Annotated in this window: 22 protein-coding genes; 3 read left to right on the top strand and 19 right to left on the bottom strand. The window is 69.0% G+C overall.

The window, feature by feature from the left end:
* Positions 1 to 35 precede the first annotated feature (35 nt).
* The 14 genes from F3087_RS18385 to F3087_RS18450 form a co-directional block, all read right to left on the bottom strand.
* Positions 36 to 1,532, bottom strand: coding sequence for an FAD-binding oxidoreductase (locus F3087_RS18385; RefSeq protein ID WP_150403196.1), 1,497 nt, complete (start codon positions 1,530 to 1,532; stop codon positions 36 to 38).
* Positions 1,529 to 2,722 carry a cytochrome P450 gene (locus F3087_RS18390; RefSeq protein WP_150403197.1) on the bottom strand — a complete coding sequence of 398 codons (1,194 nt, stop codon included), beginning with the start codon at positions 2,720 to 2,722 and terminating at the stop codon, positions 1,529 to 1,531. Before F3087_RS18390 ends, F3087_RS18385 begins: the two co-directional genes overlap by 4 nt.
* 3 nt (positions 2,723 to 2,725) lie before the next feature.
* Entirely contained in the window at positions 2,726 to 3,880 is a 1,155-nt protein-coding gene (locus F3087_RS18395) for an aromatic ring-hydroxylating oxygenase subunit alpha (RefSeq protein WP_223885175.1), read from the bottom strand.
* A gap of 15 nt (positions 3,881 to 3,895) precedes the next feature.
* Positions 3,896 to 5,056: a class I SAM-dependent methyltransferase gene (locus F3087_RS18400; protein WP_150403198.1), complete on the bottom strand. Its 1,161-nt coding sequence runs from the start codon at positions 5,054 to 5,056 to the stop codon at positions 3,896 to 3,898.
* Positions 5,053 to 5,364, bottom strand: a complete 312-nt coding sequence (locus F3087_RS18405) for a muconolactone Delta-isomerase family protein (protein WP_150403199.1) — start codon at positions 5,362 to 5,364, stop codon at positions 5,053 to 5,055. Before F3087_RS18405 ends, F3087_RS18400 begins: the two co-directional genes overlap by 4 nt.
* A gap of 14 nt (positions 5,365 to 5,378) precedes the next feature.
* Complete coding sequence (locus F3087_RS18410; RefSeq protein WP_150403200.1) at positions 5,379 to 6,641, bottom strand: activator-dependent family glycosyltransferase; 1,263 nt, start codon at positions 6,639 to 6,641, stop codon at positions 5,379 to 5,381.
* Between the two features lie 16 nt (positions 6,642 to 6,657).
* Positions 6,658 to 7,665 carry a cytochrome P450 family protein gene (locus tag F3087_RS18415; protein ID WP_150403201.1) on the bottom strand — a complete coding sequence of 336 codons (1,008 nt, stop codon included), beginning with the start codon at positions 7,663 to 7,665 and terminating at the stop codon, positions 6,658 to 6,660.
* Between the two features lie 52 nt (positions 7,666 to 7,717).
* Positions 7,718 to 8,968, bottom strand: coding sequence for a ketosynthase chain-length factor (locus F3087_RS18420; protein ID WP_150403202.1), 1,251 nt, complete (start codon positions 8,966 to 8,968; stop codon positions 7,718 to 7,720).
* On the bottom strand, positions 8,965 to 10,221 hold the full coding sequence (locus tag F3087_RS18425) for a beta-ketoacyl-[acyl-carrier-protein] synthase family protein (protein WP_150403203.1): 1,257 nt from the start codon (positions 10,219 to 10,221) through the stop codon (positions 8,965 to 8,967). The genes F3087_RS18420 and F3087_RS18425 overlap by 4 nt, the downstream gene beginning before the upstream one ends.
* 32 nt (positions 10,222 to 10,253) lie before the next feature.
* Positions 10,254 to 10,607: an antibiotic biosynthesis monooxygenase family protein gene (locus F3087_RS18430; RefSeq protein WP_150403204.1), complete on the bottom strand. Its 354-nt coding sequence runs from the start codon at positions 10,605 to 10,607 to the stop codon at positions 10,254 to 10,256.
* 76 nt (positions 10,608 to 10,683) lie between these two features.
* On the bottom strand, positions 10,684 to 11,436 hold the full coding sequence (locus F3087_RS18435) for an SDR family NAD(P)-dependent oxidoreductase (protein ID WP_191094023.1): 753 nt from the start codon (positions 11,434 to 11,436) through the stop codon (positions 10,684 to 10,686).
* Between the two features lie 52 nt (positions 11,437 to 11,488).
* The gene (locus F3087_RS18440) at positions 11,489 to 11,932 is read right to left on the bottom strand and encodes a nuclear transport factor 2 family protein (protein WP_223885176.1); all 444 of its coding nucleotides are present in this window, start codon (positions 11,930 to 11,932) and stop codon (positions 11,489 to 11,491) included.
* 150 nt (positions 11,933 to 12,082) lie between these two features.
* On the bottom strand, positions 12,083 to 12,982 hold the full coding sequence (locus tag F3087_RS18445; RefSeq protein ID WP_150403205.1) for an alpha/beta fold hydrolase: 900 nt from the start codon (positions 12,980 to 12,982) through the stop codon (positions 12,083 to 12,085).
* A 199-nt stretch (positions 12,983 to 13,181) separates the two neighbouring features.
* Complete coding sequence (locus tag F3087_RS18450) at positions 13,182 to 13,982, bottom strand: NAD(P)H-binding protein (RefSeq protein ID WP_150403206.1); 801 nt, start codon at positions 13,980 to 13,982, stop codon at positions 13,182 to 13,184.
* Positions 13,983 to 14,572: 590 nt separating this feature from the next.
* Here F3087_RS18450 and F3087_RS18455 point away from each other — a divergent pair.
* The gene (locus F3087_RS18455; RefSeq protein ID WP_375908584.1) at positions 14,573 to 15,313 is read left to right on the top strand and encodes an AfsR/SARP family transcriptional regulator; all 741 of its coding nucleotides are present in this window, start codon (positions 14,573 to 14,575) and stop codon (positions 15,311 to 15,313) included.
* A 106-nt stretch (positions 15,314 to 15,419) separates the two neighbouring features.
* On the opposite strand, the gene F3087_RS18460 is transcribed toward F3087_RS18455, so the two are convergent.
* The 3 genes from F3087_RS18460 to F3087_RS18470 all read right to left on the bottom strand — a co-directional run bounded on the left by F3087_RS18460 (position 15,420) and on the right by F3087_RS18470 (position 18,285).
* Positions 15,420 to 16,247: an NAD(P)H-binding protein gene (locus F3087_RS18460; RefSeq protein ID WP_150403208.1), complete on the bottom strand. Its 828-nt coding sequence runs from the start codon at positions 16,245 to 16,247 to the stop codon at positions 15,420 to 15,422.
* A gap of 119 nt (positions 16,248 to 16,366) precedes the next feature.
* Positions 16,367 to 17,509, bottom strand: a complete 1,143-nt coding sequence (locus tag F3087_RS18465; protein ID WP_191094024.1) for an acyltransferase family protein — start codon at positions 17,507 to 17,509, stop codon at positions 16,367 to 16,369.
* Positions 17,506 to 18,285 (bottom strand): cyclase family protein, encoded by a 780-nt coding sequence (locus tag F3087_RS18470; RefSeq protein WP_150403210.1) that lies wholly within the window; start codon positions 18,283 to 18,285, stop codon positions 17,506 to 17,508. Before F3087_RS18470 ends, F3087_RS18465 begins: the two co-directional genes overlap by 4 nt.
* Before the next feature lie 164 nt (positions 18,286 to 18,449).
* On the opposite strand from F3087_RS18470, the gene F3087_RS18475 reads away from it, so the two are divergent.
* On the top strand, positions 18,450 to 19,370 hold the full coding sequence (locus tag F3087_RS18475; protein WP_150403211.1) for an NAD-dependent epimerase/dehydratase family protein: 921 nt from the start codon (positions 18,450 to 18,452) through the stop codon (positions 19,368 to 19,370).
* Positions 19,371 to 19,376: 6 nt separating this feature from the next.
* Here the strand turns inward: F3087_RS18475 and F3087_RS45980 are convergent, their stop codons facing one another.
* Together F3087_RS45980 and F3087_RS18480 are read right to left on the bottom strand one after the other, a co-directional pair.
* A complete protein-coding gene (locus tag F3087_RS45980) occupies positions 19,377 to 19,592 on the bottom strand; it encodes a hypothetical protein (protein ID WP_191094025.1) in 216 nt (71 codons plus the stop codon).
* Positions 19,580 to 20,302: an NAD-dependent epimerase/dehydratase family protein gene (locus tag F3087_RS18480; RefSeq protein WP_191094026.1), complete on the bottom strand. Its 723-nt coding sequence runs from the start codon at positions 20,300 to 20,302 to the stop codon at positions 19,580 to 19,582. The genes F3087_RS45980 and F3087_RS18480 overlap by 13 nt, the downstream gene beginning before the upstream one ends.
* 176 nt (positions 20,303 to 20,478) lie before the next feature.
* Between F3087_RS18480 and F3087_RS18485 the strand changes: the two genes are divergently transcribed.
* Positions 20,479 to 21,684 (top strand): nucleotide disphospho-sugar-binding domain-containing protein, encoded by a 1,206-nt coding sequence (locus F3087_RS18485; RefSeq protein WP_150403213.1) that lies wholly within the window; start codon positions 20,479 to 20,481, stop codon positions 21,682 to 21,684.
* The last annotated feature ends 5 nt before the right edge of the window (positions 21,685 to 21,689 follow it).

The raw sequence follows: 21,689 nt of genomic DNA on the forward strand, positions 1-21,689 counted from the left end.
CCGGCCGCCCCGATGCGGGGCGGCCGGGCCGGGTCTCACGCCTTGATGCCGAGCGCGTGGGTGAAGAAGCCGGTCGGATCGTAGACGGCCTTGACCCGTTGCAGGCGTGGGTAGTTATCCTTGTAATACAGGTCGTGCCAAGCAGATTCGGACATGTTCCAGTGCGGATCGGCCAGGTCGGTGTCCGGGTAGTTGATGTAGGACCCGTCCGACTGGCCGTTCAGATCCGGGACACCGCCGCTGTCCGCGTACAGGTCTCGGTAGAACGACCGGATCCAGGCGATGTGCCGTTCTTCCCCCGCCGGGTCGGTCCAGTTGTTCAGGTAGAACGCCTTCAGGACCGAATCACGTTGTGCGGTAGCGGTGGCATCGGGCGCGACCGCGGAAGCCTGTCCGCCGTATGCGGCGAGAATGACGCCCGCAGTCGGATTGTCGTACGCGTCGTCGGTCAGATAGCGGTAGATGACGTCGATCTGCTCGTCGGTATACCGCCGCCGCAGGTAGGCCGCCTTGCACTTGGCCCGCTGGCCATAGACGTCGCCGCGCATCCGCGGCCACAGCATCGATCGCAGCCACGGTCGGCGCTGCACGTCATGGTGGTACGGCACGCCGACGCCTTCGTTGAGCGCGTCGAGGTAGTCCGACAGCATCCGCTCGGCGCCGTCGACGGTCGCGTCCACCTGGGTGAGCAGGGCGATGGTGTTCGTCTGCGCGCGCAGCACGGTGAGGATGGAGAACAGCGCGTTCTCCTTCATGCCCGGCGCACTGTGCCGCTCGTGCCAACTGCCGTGATTGGCCAGCAGCCTGCGGAACGATTCCGGCGTCAGGTCCGGCCAGGACCAGGTGGTCAGGCCGTCGAGCACCTCGGCGGGCGGTTGCGGGAGCAGGCCCGCCGGGTCGTCGCCCGTGGCGTCCGGCGCACGCATCCAGTACTTGGTCACCACACCGAAATTTCCACCGCCGCAACCGGTGTGGGCCCACCACAGCTCGTGGTGCGGGTCGTCCGGGTCGCGGGTGGCGACGACGATCCGCGCCGTTCCGGACGCGTCGACGGTGACGACCTCGACCGCGTACAGATGATCGACAACGCAACCGTGCATGCGGGTCAGCGGACCGTAACCACCGCCGAGGATGTGCCCGCCCGCGCCGACCGTGTACTCCAGGCCGGCCGGGATCGCGACGCCCCACCCCTTGAGCAGACTGCGGTAGACCTCGCCGAGCAGCGCGCCCGGCTCGATCACAAAAGCCCGCATCCCGGGGTCGTAGTCGATTTGATTCAATCGCGAAAGATCCAGCAGCACTTCGGTTTCCGCCGAGTCGACGAAGTCCTCCAGGCAGTGCCCGCCGCTGCGGATCGCCACGCGCGCGCCGGTGTCGGCCGCGGCCTGCACCGCCGCCAGCACGTCCTCCGGTGTCGCCGGCACGTGCACGATGCGCGGCGTGCAACGGAAACGGCCGTTCGCGGCCGTCGTCACCTCGGCATAGCGCGGATCCGCGGGCGTGATAACGGTGCGATCGAGCATCCTTGTCATCGGCGCACCAGATCCATCGGCAGCTTCTTCGTGCCGTTGAAGTCCTTGGGGTCGTGGAACACGATGTCCTCGTCCTCGGCCACCCGGAAGTCCTCGAACCGATCGAACATCGCGGTCAGCGCGATCCGGACCTCCTGCCGGGCCAGCGGCGCGCCGAGACAGAAGTGAATTCCCTTGCCGAAGGCCAGATGTCGCGCCTGCTTGCGGTGGATGTCGAACACGTCCGGATCGGCGAATTCGGTCTCGTCGCGCATGGTCGACACCAGCGACGCGCTGACCAGCGAACCCTTCGGGATCTGCCGGCCGCCCAGTTCGACGTCGGTGAGCGCGCGCCGATCGATCCACACCAGCGGCGACCGGTAGCGCATGACCTCCTCGATCGCCGGACCCAGCAGCGCCGGCTCGGCGCGCAATTGCTTGACCAGGCCCGGGTTTTCGTCCAAACACAGCAGCGAATTCGTGAGCACGGTGCTGGTGGTGAGGTGCCCGGCGATGAGCAGCAGCGCGAGGAATCCGAGGATCTCGAAATCGTCCAGCTTGCGCCCGTTGAGTTCGGCGTCCAGCAGGTCGCGGATCAGCCCGTCCTTGTCCGAGCGGCGATAGCTGTCGACGTGACTGAGCAGGTACTGGTTCATCTCCCGGATGGACGGCGCCATCGCGGCCACGCCCTCCTCGCTGAACAGCGCGTCCACCCCGTTGTCCACCAGCAGCGCGTCCGCCCACTTGCGGAACAGGTGCCGGTCGGCCACCGGCAGGCCCATCACCTCGGCGATCACGATCACCGGTAGCGGGGCGGCCAGGTCGGACACGATGTCGACCCGGTCCTGGCCGCGTTCCAGGGTCGCGTCGAGTAGTTCGGCCGCTACCTGCTCCACCCTGGGCACGAGGCTCTGCACGAACTTCGGCGTGAACCCCTGGGTGACCAGCCCGCGCAACTCCTTGTGCCGCGGCTCGTCCATCGCCTGGAAGTTGCCCTTGCTGAAGTTGCGCAGCTCCTCGTGATCCGGAATGAACTCGCTGAGGTCGTTAGAGAAGACCTCGAAGTCGGAGATCACCCGCAGCCCGTCGGTGTAGCGCAACACCTCCCAGCGGCCGGTCGGCTCGTGGAACCGGACCGGCTCCTGCACCCTGGCCTGCGCGTAGTCGTCCATCATCGCGCGCAGTTTCGGGGAAATGTGCGGACCGCCCATGGGTCAGGCCTCCTGGGTGAGTGCGAGCGCGAGCTGGCGGTAGAACGCGAGCACGCCGGGTTCCTTGGGACTCAGGTGACCTCGCTCGATGAACCGGGAATGGAGGGTGCGCTGCACCGCCTCCATGCCCGCCTGGTCCTCGGCGTTGATCACGCTGGTGATCGACTCGATCTCCTTGCGCATCACCTCGAGCGAGACGTGCTCCAGCGCTTGGCGGGGCACCAGGGTGCCGCCGCGAACCTGGGTGCGATCCAGCGACAACGGAATGATGCTGATCCAGGCGATGGATTCGCCGAAGGTCGCCACCGCGCCGCACGGGAACATCCGGTAGCTGTACATGACCGACCGCTCGGCCTCGGTGAGCGGCAGGATCGGCGCCTCGAACGGGGTGCCCGCCGCGCTGAGCAGCCGCGCCACCCACGGCGAATCCAGGTGCACGGTCATGTCGATGCCGCCGGTCATCAACGGGCGCACGGTTTCCGGGTGCAGGCCGATGGCGTGGTAGTTCTCGTACCCGTTCTCGACCGCGACCTTCCAGTTGCAGGCCCACTCCTCGGTCCAGTGGCTCACCTGGACCATGTCGTCGAGCCGGTAGTTGGTCATCTCGGTCTCGACGATGGCCAGATCCGGTTCGAACGAGCGGGCCTCCGCGTCGAGGTTGACGAACACCAGGCCGTGCCACTCGCGCACCGCGAAACCGGGCAGTCGGCAGTTGGCCGGATCGAAGTCGGGGTTGTCGCGCATGTAGGTGGCCGCGCGCAGCGAGCCGTCCAGGTTGTAGCGCCACAGGTGATAGGAGCAGGTGAAATCCTTCACCGTGCCCTCGCCCGGCTCGACCAGCGGCATCGCCCGGTGCCGGCACACCGGCGACATACCGTGCAGCTGCCCGTCCGCGCCGCGGGTGATCGCCACCGGCTCGCCGGCGATGGACAGCGCCACGTAATCGCCGGGCGCGGCCAGCTGATCGGTGTGCGCCACCATGATCCAGGAGCGCTGGAAGATCTGGGTCCGCTCCAGCTCGTACACCTGCGGCGAGGTGAACATCTGCGGCGGCAGGCTCAGCGCGGGCGGGTCGGGTTCCGCGTAACCGCGGACGTCGGACAGCAATTCGGCCACCGACAGGTCGGGCGTGGGTCCGGTTCGGACGGTTGTGTTCACTGCGGTCTCTCCGATTCAGTCGGTGGGTGGGAGGGCGCCCAGCGCCGCCCACGCCGCGTCGTCCATCCACGGCGGGATACCGACCTCGCCGTTGGTGCCCTTCTCGACGAAGGCGATATTGCGGTAGGCCCGCACCCCCACCACGTCGCGCTGGGTCACGGTCGGGACGCCGCCGGGGGTGTGCTCGTGGTAGTGCAGGTCGTCGACCAGACGCTTGATCAGGCCGATGGAGGTGTCGGGGCCCGCCGACGGGCCGTCGGTGCCGCCCATGCGCGGGATGTAGGCGGTCTGCATGTCCTCGATGACGTAGAGCCCGCCCGGGCGCACATGCGGGAACAGCGCGTCGAATGACGTTCGCACATGCGCGTTCTCGTGACTTCCGTCGTCGATGACGATGTCGAACGGCCCGTACTCCGCGGCCAGCGCGGTCAGCGCCGCCGGGTCGCTCTGGTCACAGACCAGGGCGGTCTGCCGTGGCTGGTTCAGCGCCGACTTGTCGAACAGGTCGATGCCGAACACCTGCCCGCGGTGGAAGTACCGCTTCCACATCCGCAGCGAGCCGCCGCCGAGGTCGCCGTCGAAACCGCCGATGCCGATCTCCAGGATGCGCACCGGCTCGTCGCGGTACGGGGCGAACTCGCGCTCGTAATGTCCGGTGTACCAATGGAAGCTGGCCCACTTGTCCGAACCCGACGCCGAGCACAGCGCGCCCAGTTCGTGCCGCGGGATGGTCAGCCCGGTCATCAGCGCGCCGGAGGCCAGGCTGGTCGAGACGACCAGGCCCGGCAGCCGGGACAGATCGTCGGGGCGGCTGGGCAGGAAGACGTCGCTGAAGTCCCCGGTGCGGCGCTGGTCCGGCCGGCCGTAGACGCGGCGGACCAGGTGGGTCAGCGACATGCCCAGCTCACGGCTGATCTCGGCCGGTGCGTCGGCGGTCGACCGCGTGATGGGTTCGCTACCGACGCAATGGAATACGACCCGACGGGTCTCGCTCTCGTGCGTGATGTCCAGCGCGATGTCCACCGGATCCGGATTGGTCGGCACGGAGGCGCGGAACAGCACCTCGTCGATCAGCGCGGTGAGCACCGCGTCCACACCCAATTCCTTGACCAGCAAGGAGATTTCGGCATCCGACGAGGTACCGGCCCGGAGCAGGCGATCCAGCAGCGCGCTCATGACTGCTCGACCGGCTTGTTCCAGATCGCCAGCTTGTCGAAGGCGCCGGGCGTGGCCAGCGGGATCACCTCGAACTTCAGGTGCGGGCTGACCGGGTTGTCGTACAGCACGCTCAGCAGTTCTTCGTGCGAGGCAACGTCGTAGATGTTGAGCCCGCCCGACGCTCCAACCCGGATCCAGCTGTGCCGGATGATGCCCTTCTCCACCAGGGCTCGCGTGTAGGCGAAGCCCTCGCTGAGCCGTTCGCGAAACTCCTTCGCCTCCCCCGGGGCCGGGGCCTGCGTGGCCAGGACGGCAAACAAAGCCATGATCTCTCCTTCGGTTAGTGCGTCAGCTGAGCGCTGTATCGGGCAGCGGCGGCTTCCAGGGTGGCCACGACTTCGCCGGGACTGGGCTCGGCCAGCATCCGGTCGCGCAGCGCCAGCGCGCCTGCGCCGAACCCGGGCTCGTCGAGCAGTCGCAGCACGCCCTCGCGTAGCCGGCTCCCGGTCAGCTCGTGCGGCGGAAGATAAAGGCCCGCACCGAGATCGCTGAGCCGTTGCGCGCGGTAGACGTTGTCCCACATGCCCGCGACCACCAGCTGCGGCACGCCGTACACGGCCGCGGTGGACCAGGTGCCCGCGCCGCCGTGATGGATGATCGCCGCGCAGGTGGGCATCAGGGCGTGCAGCGGCACGAAATCCACCACCCGCGTGTTGGCCGGAATCCGGCCGACCTCGGCCGCCTGGGCCTCGTTCAGCGTGGCCACGATCTCGATGTCCAGGTCCGCGACCGCGTCGAAGAGTTCGGCCGGGGAGATCAGGTTCGGGTAGGCCATGTCCCGCGAGGTGATGCCCAGGGTCAGGCAGATCCGTTGCCGCGCAGGGGTTTCCCGCAACCAATCGGGCACCTCGGACACCCCGTTGTAGGGCACGTACCGCATGGGCACGGACTCGTTCGGGCTGGGCAGGCGCACGCCCTCGGGCATCTGGTCGATGCTGAAGTCCCCGGTGACGACCCGCTCGTCGTAATCGAGGCCGTGCCGGGCGAGGGTCCAGGTCAGCCACTCCTCGAGCGCGTCGTCGCGCAGTTCCGGCGGCAACGCGGCGGTGTCGGCCAGGAAGGCTTCCCGCGAGAGGCCGAAAAGATCTGGGCCCCAGAGCAATCGGGCACCGGCGGTGCCGCAGGCGCGGGCCGCGACCCCGCCGGCGAAGGAGAACGGCTCCCAGATCACCAGGTCCGGCTGCCACCAGCGGGCGTAATCGACCAGCTCGTCGACCATGGAGTCGTTGTTGGCCTGGGCGTAAAACGTCGCGGTGAGCAGCGAATTGGCGGCCTTGCGATCGCGCGGGCCGCCGCGTTCACCGGTGAAATCGATGTCGCGGTAGAAGCCGGTGAGCTCCGCCCCCAGGTCACGCACGATCTCGTGATGGGTGTGGTCGGTGCCGACCGGGACGGCGGTCAGCCCGGCTCGGGTGATCGCTGTGGTGAGCGCGGGCTGGCTGGCGAAGCGCACCTCGTGCCCGGCGGCGCGCAGCGCCCAGGCCAGCGGCACCGTCCCGTTGAAGTGCGCCTCTACCGCGAGGGACGTCATGAGTACACGCATTGCGGGCGGCTCCTCGTCAGTGGGTGGTCAGGGAATTCGAGTCGGCGACCGGCAGGCGAACCAGCGCGCCCGTCACCGGTGCGCGCAGTCGGCGCACCGGCGCGCCGTCGAGCCGCAGCCCGGGAAAGCGGACCGCCACCGCGGCCAGCACGGTCGCCGCCGCGCCGCGGGTGAACGCCGCGACCCGGGGCACGCCGCGCAGGCCGAGCCCGGCCGCGCCGACATGCACGACCACCTCGTCGCCCGCCGCGATCTGTTCGGCCCCCGGTCGCAGGTCCGCGCGGGCCACCCGGCGGTCCAGTCGCAACGGCGGATGCTCGGCCAGCACGTCGTCCAGCAGTGCGCCGACGCCAACGGGGTTGGCGGACAACGCTTGCCAGCGTGCCGGATCGGCGAGCAGCAGGTGCGCGGCCGTCGCGGCGAGCGTCACCGTGAGTTCGACGCCCAAGACAGAGAGGAGGAAGGCGTTGTCCGGCACGAGCTTTCGCAGTCCCGCGAAGGCCTCGATGACCACGCGGACGTCGGCCAGCCGGGGCGCGCAGAGCACCGCGTCCACCGCCGGGCCCGCCGCGACGGCGTATCCGGTGTACTCGGCCCGATCCGCGCTCGGCACGGTCAGCACCTCCGCGGCGAGCCCCGCGACCGCCGGCCGCAACACGTCGCGCACGAGGTCGAAATTGTCGCCGAGCCCGTCGAGCGGCACGCCACCGGCGGGCGGCGGGGCGGTCCAATTCGGTTCGGGGAACGGGTTTATCGCGGCCAGCACGTGCCCGGCGGGCAGCTCGGTGCCGAAGCTCGGATCGGTGAGCACCTGCTCGGCGAGTTCCGGATCGCTGACCACCCAGGCGCCGGGCCGGCTGCGATACACCGGCCCCCGCTCCTTGATCCGGGCGGTGAGCGTCGCGGTGTCCTCGTCCTCGGCGCGCAGCAGCACGGCATACGGGTCGCCGCCGTGCGCGAACAGGAAATGCATCCCGCGCTCGGTGAGCAACCGCCGGCCCAGTTCGGTGTCGGTCCGGGTCATGACGCGGCCAGGGTGGTCGGCGCGCGGTGCACCGGGGCGATCAGCAGTGGCTTCATGCCGCCTCCTTGTCAGTGGTTTGTCGAATGCCGTTGTGGCCCTGGGTGGTCAGCACCATCGCGGCGTTGAAGCCGCCGTGCCCGCGGGCCACGACCAGCGCCACCGACATCGGCAGCGCCCTGGTCTCGGTCACCAGATCGAGTTCGTAGTCGGGTACCGGATCGGTGACCCCGGCGGTGCCCGGGATGCGGCCGTGCCGCAGCGCCAGCAGCGCGGTGGCGACGTCGAGCGCCGCGCCGCCGCTGCTGAGCCGGCCGGTCATGGTCTTGGGCGCGGTGACCGGAACCCCGCGCGGGCCGAACACCGCGCGCAGCGCGTCGGCCTCGACCCGGTCCAGTTCCGGCGTACCTGCCGCGTCGGCGAACACGACGTCCACCTCGGCGGGTTCGAGCCCGGCATCCGCCAGCGCGCCCTCGATGGCGCGGCGCAGCGTGGACGGCCGGTCCGAGCCCGGCGGCGGATCGAAAGTCGCTGCGTAGCCTGCTATTTCGCCATACCAGGACGTCACGCCGCGCGCTGTCGCGGATTCCGCCGATTCCAGCACGAACAGCGCCCCGCCGTCGCCGGGCACATGACCGGAGGCCGCGGCATCGAACGGCAGATACGCCCGCGCGGGGTCGGCGGAGGTACTGATCCGGCCGCTGGTCAGCTGGGCGACCCAGGTCCACGGCGACAGCGATCCGTCCACGGCCCCGCACATCATCGCCGGCTGCCCCGCACGCACCCGCCGCCGCGCCAGCGCCAGCGCGTCCAGCCCGCCCGCCTGCTCGGTGACCAGCACGCCGCCGGGACCGCGCATACCGAGCCGGATGGAGATCTGGCCGGTGTTCACCGCATAGAACCAGGCGAACGACTGATAAGCGCTGACGTGCTGAGGTCCCTTGCGCCACAGCTTGTCCAGCTCGCGGTGGCCGAATTCGAAGCCGCCCGCCGAGCTCGCCGTCACCACGCCGACGTCGAATCCGGCCAGGGCCGTGCCGTCCACCGCCGAGTCGGCCAGCGCGCGATCGGCGGCTACCAGCGACAGCTGGGTCATCCGGTCGGTCTGCGGCAGCAGCCGGCCGGGCAGGTGATCCGCGGCGGTGAATCCGCTGACCTCCCCGGCCAGGGTGGCCGAGTAGCCGGACGGGTCGAATGCCGTGATCCGTCCGATCTTTCGTTGTCCCGCAAGGGTATTCGCCCAGTGTTCGGCGACGTCCAGGCCGGTCGGGGCGATCACGCCCATCCCGGTGATCACCGTCCTCATGCGACTTTTTTCAAGATCATCGCGCTCTGGAAGCCGCCGAACCCGCTACCCACGGTCAGCACCGTGTCCAGCGGCACCTCGCGGGCGGTCAGCGGCACGTAGTCCAGATCGCACTCCGGGTCCGGCTCGTGCAGGTTCGCCGTCGGCGGCACCAGGCCGTCGCGGATCGCCAGCGCGCACGCGGCGACCTCCAGCGAACCGATGGCGCCCAGCGAGTGCCCGATCATCGACTTGATCGAACTGACCGGCACCCGGTACGCGTGCTCGCCGAGGCTGCGTTTGAATGCGGCCGTCTCGTGCCGGTCGTTCTGCATCGTGCCGGAGCCGTGCGCGTTGACATAGCCCACGTCCTCGGCATTCACCCGGGCCTGGCCCATGGCCGACCGGATGGCCTCGGCCATCTCCACGCCGTCGGGGCGCAGGCCGGTCATGTGATAGGCGTTGCAGCGGGTGGCATATCCCGCGACCTCGGCATAGATCCGCGCACCGCGCCGGCGGGCGTGCTCGTACTCCTCGAAGACGAACATCGCCGAGCCCTCGCCGAGCACGAAACCGTTGCGGGTCCGGTCGAACGGCCGCGACGCGTGCTCCGGATCGTCGTTGCGCGGCGTGGTGGCCTTGATCGCGTCGAAGCAGGCCAGCGTGATCGGCGAGATCGGCGCGTCGGTCGCGCCGCCCACCACCACGTCGGCCGCGCCCTCGGCGATCAGCTCGACCGCGTGCCCCACCGAGTCCAGCCCGGAGGTGCAGCCGGTGGAGACGGTCGCCACCGGCCCCTCGGCGCCCAGTTCCCACGCCACCTCGGTCGCCAGCGAACTGGGCACGAAGTGGTTGTAGAGATGCCCGACCGCATAGGACTCGTCGACGTTCCAGTGCCGGCCGCCGTCGGACACCACCACGTACTCCTGCTCCAGGCCCATCGTGCAGCCGACCGCGCTGCCGACCACCACCCCGGTGCGGGCCGGGTCGAGCGCGGCCGGGTCCACCCCGCTGTCGGCCAGGCACTCCCGCGCGCTGACCACGGCCAGCTGCGCGGCCCGGTCCATCCGCCGGATCTGTTGCGGGGTAAGGCCTTCGGCCACCGGGTCGAAGTCACACTCGGCGGCCACCTGCGAGCGGAACCGCCCGGCGTCGAACGAGGTGATCCGCCGCGTCGCGGTGCGGCCGGACGACAGCAGATCCCAGAACGGCTTGGCACCGGTGCCACCGGGCGCGACGACCCCGATGCCGGTCATGACGACACGACGTTTCATCTTCAGACATCCCTTACGGTTGCGGGCCGGCGTCAGGCCTTGACGAACTCCAGCCGCGGCTCGTAAAGATTGGCGACGTTGGTCGCCCGGGCCCGCAGCTCCTTGGCATGGTCGGCGAAGCCGGGCGCGGCGATCGCGTCCCGCCACGACTGGACGTCGGTCCACAGCGCGATGTTCACGTACTCGTTGCCCCGCGCCGCGTCCACGTGCTTGGACAGGGTGAACTGGAGGAAGCCCGGCTGGGCGGCCATGAACTCCGAGATGTCGGCGAACACCCGCTCGAAATCCAGCGGGTCGCTGCTCACGGTGAAGGTGTTGACGAAGGTCACCACCCCCTTGCCGCTGGCGTCGTAGCGGTCCTTGGCGTGCTGGGCCGAAGCTGTCATCGTGCTGCTCCTGAGATCGTTTTCCATGTGCCACCAACGGTGCGCCGAGCGCCTCGTGCCCGGCTCGAATCTGGACTCACAACAGGCTCAAACCTCCGTCTACGACGACTACCGAACCGGTGGCGAACTCCGCCTCGGGCGCGGTCAACTGCCTTGCCCACCAGGTGATTTCGTCAGGTTTGCCGACCCGGCCGGCCGGGGTTCTGGCGGCGATGCCGGCGAGGAAGTCCTGGTACTGCTCGGGTGTGGACCCCATGCGCACGCCCATGCCGGACGCCACGACACCGGCCGCGATCGCGACAACCCGAATGCCTTGCGGCGCAAGCTCGACGGACCAGGTCCGGGTGAGGAATTCCAGCGCGACCTTCGTCGCCCCGTACCCGGAGAACCCCGGCCACGCGCGCCCGCCGGACGCCCCGGAACTGCTCATGTTCAGCACGGTGCCGCGGGTCTCGGCCAGCGCGTCCAGCGCCGCCTGGGTGAGGAAGATCGGGGCCAGCAGATTGACCGCCACCTCGCTCTCGACGGCGGCCTGGTCGATGTGCGCGAGCGGGGCCGGGGCCGCGGTCGCCGCGTTGTTGATCAGCACGTCGACCCGGCCCAGCGCCCGCTGCGCCGTCTTGATCACCAGTTCGGCCGAACCGTGATCGGTGATATCCGCCGCGAGCACGTGGATGTGGTCGTGCCCGGCGGCCGTTTCGCGCAGGGCGGACTCCGTGCGCCCGACCACGAGCACTTCGTGCTCCTCGGCGTAGCCGTGGGCCAGCGCCCGCCCGATTCCGGTCCCACCGCCGGTGATGATCACACCGCGTCTCTGTTTCGAGGTCATGCCCTCGAAGCTAGGTACGCCCGCTCGCAGCGCGGTCGAGATCGGCTGGCGCTCAGACGGATTCGTCGTCGCGGGTGACCACCCGCTCGGCCACCAGCCATTCGCCGTCGGTGCGGACGAGCACGTCCTCGCACACGCACATGGCGTGCAGGATGGTCCCCTTGCCCCGCTCGGTCTTGACCACCTGCACGTAGGACCGGGCGAACACCGACCCGTCCGCGCGCACCTCGACCACGATCGTGCTGTAGCACCGCCGGTACCGAATGCCGTCGGCGCGCAACTGATCGGCATTGGCCCGCAGGCCGGCCGCCAGCGCCGCCCGCCCCGCGATCGGCGTGGCGATCTTGGGCGGGGAGACCATGGTGCCGTCCTCGGTGAAGGTCGCGGCGGTCTCCTCCGCGTGCCCCTCGTCCATCAGCTGGACGTGCCGGGCATAGAACCTCTCCACCTCGGCACAGATCTCCGCGTATGTCTGCTCCCGTACCTCTGCACTCACGACCTACCGCCTCTCCACTGGACTGTCCCCTAAACCTGGTGGCACCCGGTCGAAGTCCACTGGAGAAGCCCTCGGGCCGAGCCGGATTCGGGCATACATACCGAACGGACCCGCGTCCCGGTCCGGGCCGCGGGTCCGTTCGACGGCAGATCAGCCGACGGCGACCGATTCCGCACGCCGGACGTGCTCGGCGATCGCGTCGGCCAGCGCGGGGTGGGCGGCGGACGGGAAAGAGTGGCCGAGGCCGGGGATTTCGAGCAGCTGCGCGCCCGGGATCGACTCGGCGAGGAACGCGCTGTGCGGCGGCTGATGGACCGGGTCCAGCGGGCCCTGGATCACCAGCGTGGGCGTCTGCACCTGCCCCAATTCGGGACCGCGGTCGGTGATGTCGGCGCGCTCGTCGATATTCGGCGTGTTGCGTCCGGCGATGCCGGAGTGCGCGATCTCCCGCTCCTCCCAGCGCCGGAACTCCGCCGGGTCGAACGGCAGCACCGAGCCGGACATCGCCCTGGCCATCGCGACCCGCCGGTCCAGCTCGGCGTCGAGGTCGTCGAGGATCGGCGACTGCATGATCAGGTCGAGCACCTCGCGGCGCGGCGCGGGCAACCCGCTCGGGGTCGGCTCGCCGCTGTAGGCGCAGTCGCAGCTGGTGAAGAAGTCCACGGTCAGCGCGGCCGCGCCGGTCATGGTCAGGCTGCGCAGCCGGTCCGGATAGTCGATGGCCATGAGCTGCCCGGTCGCCGCGCCCAGCGCGAAGCAGACCAGGTGGACCCGGTCGATGCCCCACCCGTCCAGCACGGCGATCGCGTCGGCGGCGAGTTCGTAGAAGGTGTACGGGTTCTGCGCCGTGTCCAGCGAGACCGTCCGCCCGGTGTCGCGGTGGTCGTACCGGATGACGTGCAGGCCTTTCGCGACGAGTTCGGCGACGAACTCGTCGGGCCAGCCGCGCGAGCTGTGCGCGCCGAGCAGCAGGAGCGGGGGGTCGCCGGGGTCGCCGAAGTCTTCGGTCCACAGATGGAGATCAGCCGTGGAGACAACGCGTTCTGCCATGGAATTCACGCTTCCTTTCTGAGGGGACCCGACTCAGCCGAAGTCGTTCGTGTGGCCCGGATTCACCCTCTCGCACTCGGCTAGAGGGTCGGTTCGAAGGACACTCGAACTTCGGTGGGGCCCGCTCGACCGGCCGGACGCGCGACGACCCGCGAGGCCGTCGAACGGGCCTCGCGGCGCCGCGCGCCGACCGATCGGCTCAGCGGAACAGGTCGGCGTTCTCCACCGCCCAAGTGGCGAACGTGGTGGCGTGCCCGGTCAGGTCGGCCACGGTGCTGGTGGCGATCTGCGGGTTGTCCACCCGGGTGGCCAGGCCGTTGACGAAGTAACCGGCGTAGTCGCCCATGGCCGGCTCGAGCTGCGCGATGAGCTCCTCCGGCGGCACCGTGACGAAGGTCAGCTCGCGGCCGAGCGCGTCGGCCAGGTACTGCAAACGCTGTGCCCTGGTGATGGTTTCGGGCCCGGTGAGGGTGTACGTCTCGCCGATGTGCCCGGTGCCGGCCAGGATCGTCGCCGCGACCCTGGCGATGTCGTCCATGGCGATGGGCGCGTTGCCCGACGTCGGGTACGGTTCGCGCACCTCGCCGGTGGTGCGGATCTGATCGGCCCAGTCGGTGGCGTTCTCCATGAACTCGCCCGTCCACAGGTGGGTGTAGTCGACGCCCGACTTGTCGACCGCCTGCGAGATGGGGTGCCAGTTGGTGTTCTCGTCGCCGGACAGCGCGACGATGTGGCCGATCCCGGCCTGGCGGGCCAGATCGACTACCTCGGTGACGGTTTCGAGCGACGGTGCGAGGTACATGCGGTCGATGCCGGCGAAGGCGGCGGGCAGCGAGTCCGGGCGCTTGAGGTAGCCTTTGACCACCTCGACCTCGGGCGGGAACGCGGTGCGTTCCGGGTGGTTCGACAGTGCGCGAATATCGGTGGCCCCCAGTTTCACCAGGTGGTCCACGACCTTTCGGCCGATATTTCCGGTAGCCCCTGTTACGAGAATCGTCATGCCCCCAAGCTAGCCCGGCGACCCGTCCACGCGCACATAGAAAGTGCGAAAGGCGAGGCCACGGCCCGATCTCGGATCGTCGGCGCGCAACCGCGGCGCACATACGGACACATTGCTCCGCATGTACCGAAATCGCCTGAGCCACAACCAATCACAGTGTCGGGGTCCGCGACATGACTTTGCCATGTACCATCCCCCTCTCCTATTCTCCTGCACGGCAACCTGTTTCGTTTTCAGTCAACCGTCGGCAACCGCGCCGACGCCGCCGCGCAACCCCCCGATGATGCGAGTTCCACGGAGAGTCAAGCCCCAGATAGCAAGGGACACAAGCCAGCTCGACATCACCGCCATCCGTTGACGAATCCGGGCAAATCGGTATAGCGTCGGAAAGTACCGACCAGGAGTTTGGTCCGGGGAACTCGAAGATCCATGGGGACCACCCAATCCCCAGTTCTCAAGGCTAGGTACCGCCAAAAGGGTGCCGCCGTTTAGGGGGAATTATGGAATTTGGCGTGCTCGGTCCACTTTCGGTAGAGCATCAAGGGAAATCGAACGTCCCAAGTGCTCCGAAATTGCGGACCGTATTGGCGATGCTGCTGGTCCATTCGGACCAGGTGGTACCGGTTTCCTCTCTGATCACCGATCTGTGGGATGAACTGCCGCCGGCGAGCGGGCTCACAACGCTCCAGACGTACGTCCTCAATCTGCGTAAGTACTTCGTCGGGGTCACCGGCATGTCCGCAACGGAGGTAGCCAAAGAAATCCTGATCACCCGCCCCGGCGGGTACCTGCTACATGTCGAACCCAACGCGCTCGACATGCACCGTTACGAGGCTCTGGTCGATTCCGGATTGGCCGCCCTGGCCAACGGAAACGACGAAGCGGGCATCGCCGACCTGGACGCGGCGCTGCGTACCTGGCGGGGGCCTGCCCTGGTGGATATCGCCGCGGGCCGGGTGCTGGAGTCCAAGGCCCTGCAACTGTCCGAGTCGAAGCTGGTCACCATCGAGTACATGCTCGACGGCGAGCTTCGCCTCGGTCGCTATCGCGAGGTCCTGTCCCGCCTCGCCGCGCTGTGCGCCGAACACCCGCTCAACGAACGGCTGCACGCGCAATACATGCGCGCGCTGCACCTTAGCGGGCGGCGGGCACAGGCCTTGGAGGTGTTCCACCGCTTGCGGGTCACCCTGGTCAACGAGCTGGGCCTGGACCCGGAACGCGGACTGCAGGAACTGCACGCGGCGATCCTCGGCGTCGACGACGACGCCGACATCCTCACCCTCACCACCCGTCCCGCGATGCTGGCCGGCGCCTCCGCCCGGCTGCGCTGAACCGGGGCGGACAGCCCGCTTGCCCCGGTTCGTCACCCAAGTGGGGATGCTGGACAGCCTCGTCCCCGTCCCCACTTGGCCGGCGAGTTCCGCCCTCGGCGGGCAATCAGCTGAAGTCATCGGAGTGCAGACCGGCCCATTCGGACAGCGGACGGGCCGGCACACCGAGCACCTGTTCGATGTCGTGCCGCACCGGCTCCGGCTGCGCGAGCGTGCGCTCCCAGTACTCCAGCAGCCAGTCCATCAGGTGTCCCGGGAACTGCTCGCTGCCCTCGGCGCGCCACTGCTCGGGGGTGATCTCCTCGAAACGCACGTCCTTTCCGATCGCCGCGCCGATCACGGCGAACTGCTCGGTCTTGGTCAGCGCCGCCGGCCCGGACAGGGTGTAGACCCGGCCCCCGTGCGAGTCGTCCAGCAACGCGGCCGCGGCGACCGCCGCCACGTCCAATTCGTCCACCGGCGCCTGCCGCGCATTGTCGTACGGCAGGCGCACGATGCCCGTCCGCTTGATCGGCCCGGCCCAGCTCAGCAGGTTGTTCGCGAACATGCCCGGCCGCACGTGCGTCCAGGCCAGCCCGGAATTCTCCACCACCGACTCGAACGCGCGATGATATTCACCGCCTCGATCGCCGCCGAAGCCCGCGCTCGACGCGGAGTGGGTGACCACCCGTTGCACGCCTGCCTGTTTGGCCGCGTCGACCACCTGCGCGGTGGTCTCTCCGGCCACGATCAGGAAGAGCCGGTCGATGCCGTCGAACACGCCGGACAGACTCTCGGGCTTTTCCAGGTCACCGCCGACGATCTCGACCGCGGCGGGTAATTCAGCGCTCTCCGGACGCCGGGTCAGTGCCCGGACCTCGGCACCGCCGGTCAGCAGCAACTCGACCAAGTTGCGCCCGACCCAACCGGTGGCACCGGTCACGAGAATCTTCACAGTTCTCCAATGTCCTTGATATGAAAGCGAATACGTCCCGGAGTACTCCTGGGCTGCTCTTTCGGACACTGTAACCAAGCACGGGGGGCGTTCGCATATAGAAAGTTTCACTGGGCAGATCAGGAGGGGGCAGATCTCGGTTCCCGCGGCGTGATCCGCTTACCCGGACTGGAGAAACGATGTTGCATCGGAAGCTCCACCAATCGGTGCATTCCCCACGCCAAAAGCACCGTCCCGCCGAGGCTCAGCGCCCACAGCCCGATCGCTTGCGCGAGGGTGGGCTGGAATTCGTCGCCGTAGAGCCGGTACATGTTGTACAGGACCAGTTCGTGCAGCAGATAGAAGGCGAACGAGACGTCACCCAGCCAGACCATCGGCCGGCTGGCCAGCCACGAGTGCCTGCCCTCGACGTCGGCGGCCGCCGCGGCCGGGATGAGGAACGCGAGCGGCACGATGGTCGCCGCCACGATCGCGAAGGTGGTCGGCAGGAACGACGCCGCCAGATAACCGGCGACGAATGCCAGTCCCGCCCAGAGCGCGCGTACCCGCGGCCAGACGCCGACCATGACGATCCGCGCCATCACCATGCCGAGCACGAAGTCCAGCGCGCGCACCGGCGGGAACACGTAGACGAACCAGTACTCGTACTCCGGCGTGGCTTCCCACCACACCTGCGGCTGCGCGGGCAACAGTTTCGCTATCACCGGCATCAGCACGACCGCGGCCATGATCCCGCCCGCCCACCACCACAGCCGGTCCGGGCGGATCTTGCGCACCAGCACGATCAGCAGCGGGAAGGATAGATAAAACAGCGCCTCCACCGACAGCGACCAGCTGACGTCGTTCACGCCGAAGGCCACGTCCAGGTCCGGCCACCAGGCGTGCAGCAAGAGCACCTGCTGCACCCAGCCGACGATCTCGCGCCCGGTCAGCAGCATCAGCCCGACCGCGAGCAGGAACGCGACGAAGTGGTTCGGATAGATCTTGAAGAAGCGCCGCCGCCAGAACCGGGCCGGGGTGTCGTGCTCGCGTGCCGACCAGGTGAGCACGAATCCGCTGAGCACGAAGAAGAACCCGACGCCGATGTAGCCGCCCATCTTCACCACGTGCATGAACCCCTCGGCGGCGGCGCCTGGGGGCAGCAGGCCGGGTTGGTACGCGGCGTGCGTGGTGAACACCAGCAGCGCGGCAATCCAGCGCAACCCGGTCAGCGACGGCAGCCGGGAGATCCGGCGCGGGATGACCTTCTCGTCCACGCTCACGGGTTGTCCACCAGCGCAACGGCTCTGGCCCAGCCCGCCCCCGCCCGCGCCACCTTGATCGGGAAGCACACGACCGTGAACCCGTGCGGCGGTAGGAGTTCCAGGTTCGCCAGCCGCTCCACCTGGCAGTACTCCCGGTCGCGGCCGGCGAAGTGAGCGGGCCACAGCACCGATCGGTCCCGGGTCTCGCGGTAGCGGGCGATGATGTCGGTGAACGGCGCGTCGAGACTGAACGCGTCCGTGCCGATCACCTTCACCCCCAGGTCCAGCAGATAATTCGTGGCGGGCCCGTCCAGGCCGGCGAAGTCGGTGAAGTACTTCGGCGAGCCCTGGTATCGCGGTGCGCCGGTGTGCAGCAGCACGATGTCCATCGGCTCGGGCAGCTTGCCGATCCGGTCGAACTCCCGCTCCAGCACCTCCCGGCCGACGGCGCCGGTCGGCGCGTCGGTCAGGTCCAGCACGAGGCCGGGGCGATGGAACCAGTCCAGCGGCATCTCGTCGATGTGCCGCGGACCGCCCTCGCGATAGGACGCCCGGGTGCCGTAGTGCGACGGCGCGTCCACGTGCGTGCCGGTGTGCGTGGTCAGGCTCAGCCGGTCCAGCGAGAGGAACTCGCCGTCGGGCAGGTCGTCCACGTCGAAGCCGAGCCCGAAGTGCTCGGCCATCTCCTCGCTCATGTGCCGAGCGCCGGCCGCCGGGGTGAGCACCGTGTGCTCCACCGGGTCGGGTTCGTACTGCTCGCTGTCCACTGGCGAGGACAGGTCGATGATGTGCATCCGCCCTCCAATTCCTCCCTGTTCGGTGAGTCGTGCATCATCGAGAGTGGTCGCGCGCGCTAGAACTTCGCTGGAGGTTCGGGCGAGCACAGGTGCGGTGGACTCGGTCCCCGGTCCGATTCGCGTCCTAGTGGTTCTCGAATACCCGGTCCGACACTGGGTGCATGGGGAACAGCGGCACCGCTCTGGTACTCGGCGGAACGGGTTTCGTCGGCCCGCACATCGTCGCCTCGTTGCAGGCAGACTATCGGACCACGACGGTGTCGCGCGGAGTGAATCCGGTTGGACCGGAACATGTCTCACTCGATCTCAGCACCGACGACCCGAGCGCGCTGACCGAGCTGCTGCGGAAGTACCGGCCTGCCCTGGTGGTGAACGCGGCCGGTTCATACTGGGGGCTGGACGAATCCGGTCTGCATCGATCGCTGGTGACCCTCACCGAAACCACGCTCGCCGCGCTGACCGCTTGCTCCGAACTGCGCGCCCGCTATGTGCACCTGGGCAGTGTGCTGGAATACGGTCCGCTCCCCGCGTCCGGCCGAATCGACGAGTCGACACCGACCGAGCCCGAATCTCTTTATGGTCGAATGAAATTGGCGGCTTCCGTGGCGGTCCAGGCAGCCATCGCCCAAGGTTCCGTGGACGGCGTCGTGCTCCGCGTGACCAACAGCATCGGACCCGGGGTGCACCCCGGCACGCTGATCGGCCGGGTCGGCTCGATGCTGGCGGAAAACCGTGCGGGCCGGGCCCGTATCGAACTGTCGCCGCTGGCCGCCTACCGAGATTTCATCGACGTGCGCGACCTCGGCGCCGCGGTGCTCGCCGCGGCGCGCTCACGAACCGCGCGCACCGTGGTGAATATCGGTCGTGGACAAGCGGTTTCAGTGCGCCAGTTGGTGGACCGGCTGATCTCGATCAGCGCGGTGCCCGCCGATGTCGTCGAGTCCGCGACCGCCCCGGGTGCGCTGGGCACGGTCGCGAGCTGGCTGGAGGTGGCCACCGGCACCGCCGAGCAAGAACTCGGCTGGCGGGCCACCCGCAGCGTGGATCAGGCCTTGCGCGACTACTGGAACACCCTGGTCTAGTCCGGATCAGTTGTTGCCCAGCCGGATTCGGTCGGCATTCGCGGACCGCCAGAGCGCGAGCAACGTGTCGTCGAGGCCGAACCGCGGTGACCAGCCGAGCCGCCGGGCCGCCTTCTCGATCCGGACCCGCGGTGCGCCGGCGGTGGACGTCCGCGCCAATTCCGGCCGCTCGGTGGTGATCACGCTCACCGGGAGCGCGCTGAGCTCGATCAGCCGGTGCACGGCGCGCTCGACCCGGACCGGGCGGCCGGAGGCGATATTGACGATGTCGACCCCGGGCGCGTGCTGGGCGGCCAGCAGGCGATCGGCCGCGAGCACCGCCGCGCCGAGATCACGCAGGTCGAGCAGGTCGACCGTGCCTCGCAACGTCGGCAGTTCCAGCACGGGCGGTGCGGCCGGGTCGGCAGCCAAATCGGCGAGCCGATGCGCCACCGACCCGAACAGACTGGCGCGCGGCGCTCCGCCCCCACCACCGTCGAACAGCGCAGCACCACGCCGCGCCCGGGCCACCTGGTCAGGCATTCGGTGGCGGCGAGTTTGGTTCGGCCGTAAGCGGATTCCGGGCGCGGCGGGGTGGGCTCGTCCACGCCGCGGCTCCCGCCGGCTTGGGCGACCCCGTATTCGTAGGCCGAGCCGAGCTGAATCAGCGGCGCGGGGCGCGCCATCGCGTCGATCGCGCTCAGGAGGCGTTGCACCAGCACGATATTCGCCGCCACCATCTCCTGGTCGGTGACCTGCCACAGCGCGCCTGCGGCGTTGACCACCAGATCGACGCCGCCGAGCAGCTCGGTCAGTTCGGCGACCGGCCGGGCCAGCACGTCGAACTCGGCCCGGCCGACCGACACCACGGTGTATCCCCGCGCGGTGAGCGTCCGGCCGATGCCGCCGCCGACATATCCACTGCCGCCGATCAGCACCGCCGTCCGCGCCACGACCATCCTCCACTCTGCCGGCAATACCCCGATGGTCGCCGTCCCGGGTAGAGAACGACCGGAGCGCGAATCCAACAGCCCTCGACGCTGCCGCCGGATCCGGGCCGACCGCTGCTGGAGCGATATTCGAGCGCGCCGCAGGACGCTGTGCACACCGACTCTGGAGGGAGACGAAGATGCGCGTCCTGATCGCAACCTGGAACATTCCAGGCCATCTGCGCCCGATGGTGCCGCTGGGCTGGGCGCTGCGCGCACGCGGCCACGACGTCGTGGTGGTGAGCAACCCGGACCTGGTCCCGACCATCCTGGACAGCGGACTGCCCGCGTTCGGCGCGGGCCCGGACTACGACTCCTTCGCCGTCCTGCGCACCGAATCCGCCAGGCGCGCTTGGAAACCCGAGGCCGAGGTGGTCAGCGCCGATCCGGTGGTCGCCGCGGCACAGGAAAAGCAGCGCCAGCTCATCGGATTCGGGCTCGCGGCGACCGCCGCTCAGGTCCAGGCCGCCGACGCGGTGGCCTTCGCCGAACGGTGGCGGCCCGACGTGGTGGTGTTCGAGCCGACCGGCCTGGTCGGCCCGTTGATCGGGACGCTGCTCGGCGTACCTACCGTGCGCCACCTGTGGAGCATCGACTTCACCGCACTCATCGAGGATTTCGAAGACGAGATCGTCGGCGAACTGGTGGCGCCGTACGGCATTTCGCGGATCGGGGTGAACGGCACCGTCACCCTCGATCCCGCGCCGGCGCGGTTGCAGCTCGCCGACGGCCGGACCCGCAGCCCGATCCGGTTCATTCCCTACAACGGGCCCACCGTGCTGCAACCGTGGTTGTCTACGCCGCCCACGCGTCCGCGCATCGGGATCACCTGGGGCACTTCGAAATCCGCGCTCGGCTTCGACCACATGGTGCTCGCGCCGCGGGTGGTCGCCGCGCTCGCCCGCCGCGATGTCGAGCTCGCCGTCGCCGTCACCGACGATCAGCGCGAGCTGTTCGGCCACATTCCGGACAACGTGGTTCACCTCGGCCCGATTCCGCTGGACGCGCTCGCCTCGACCTGCTCGGTGCTGATCAACGGCGGCGGGGCGGGCAGCGTGCTGACCTCGCTCGTCAACGGGGTTCCACAGCTGGTCATCTCGCACATGCCGGACGAGGCCGTGCACGGCGAGCGGGTGCGCGACAGCGGGGCCGGGCTGAATCTTCCGGGCGGCGACCTCACCGACAGCGATATCGACGCGGCCGTACAGCGGTTGCTCGAGCCCGAATTCCAGACTGCCGCACGCGAACTGCAATCCGACATGCTGGCGCGCCCGACGCCGTTCGAGGTGGTCGAGCAACTGGAACGACTGGCCGGCGATCGAGTGCCCGCCGGACAGCCGAGCTGACGGGA

This window comes from Nocardia colli (genome assembly GCF_008704205.1).
GTDB classification, from domain to species: Bacteria; Actinomycetota; Actinomycetes; order Mycobacteriales; family Mycobacteriaceae; genus Nocardia; species Nocardia colli.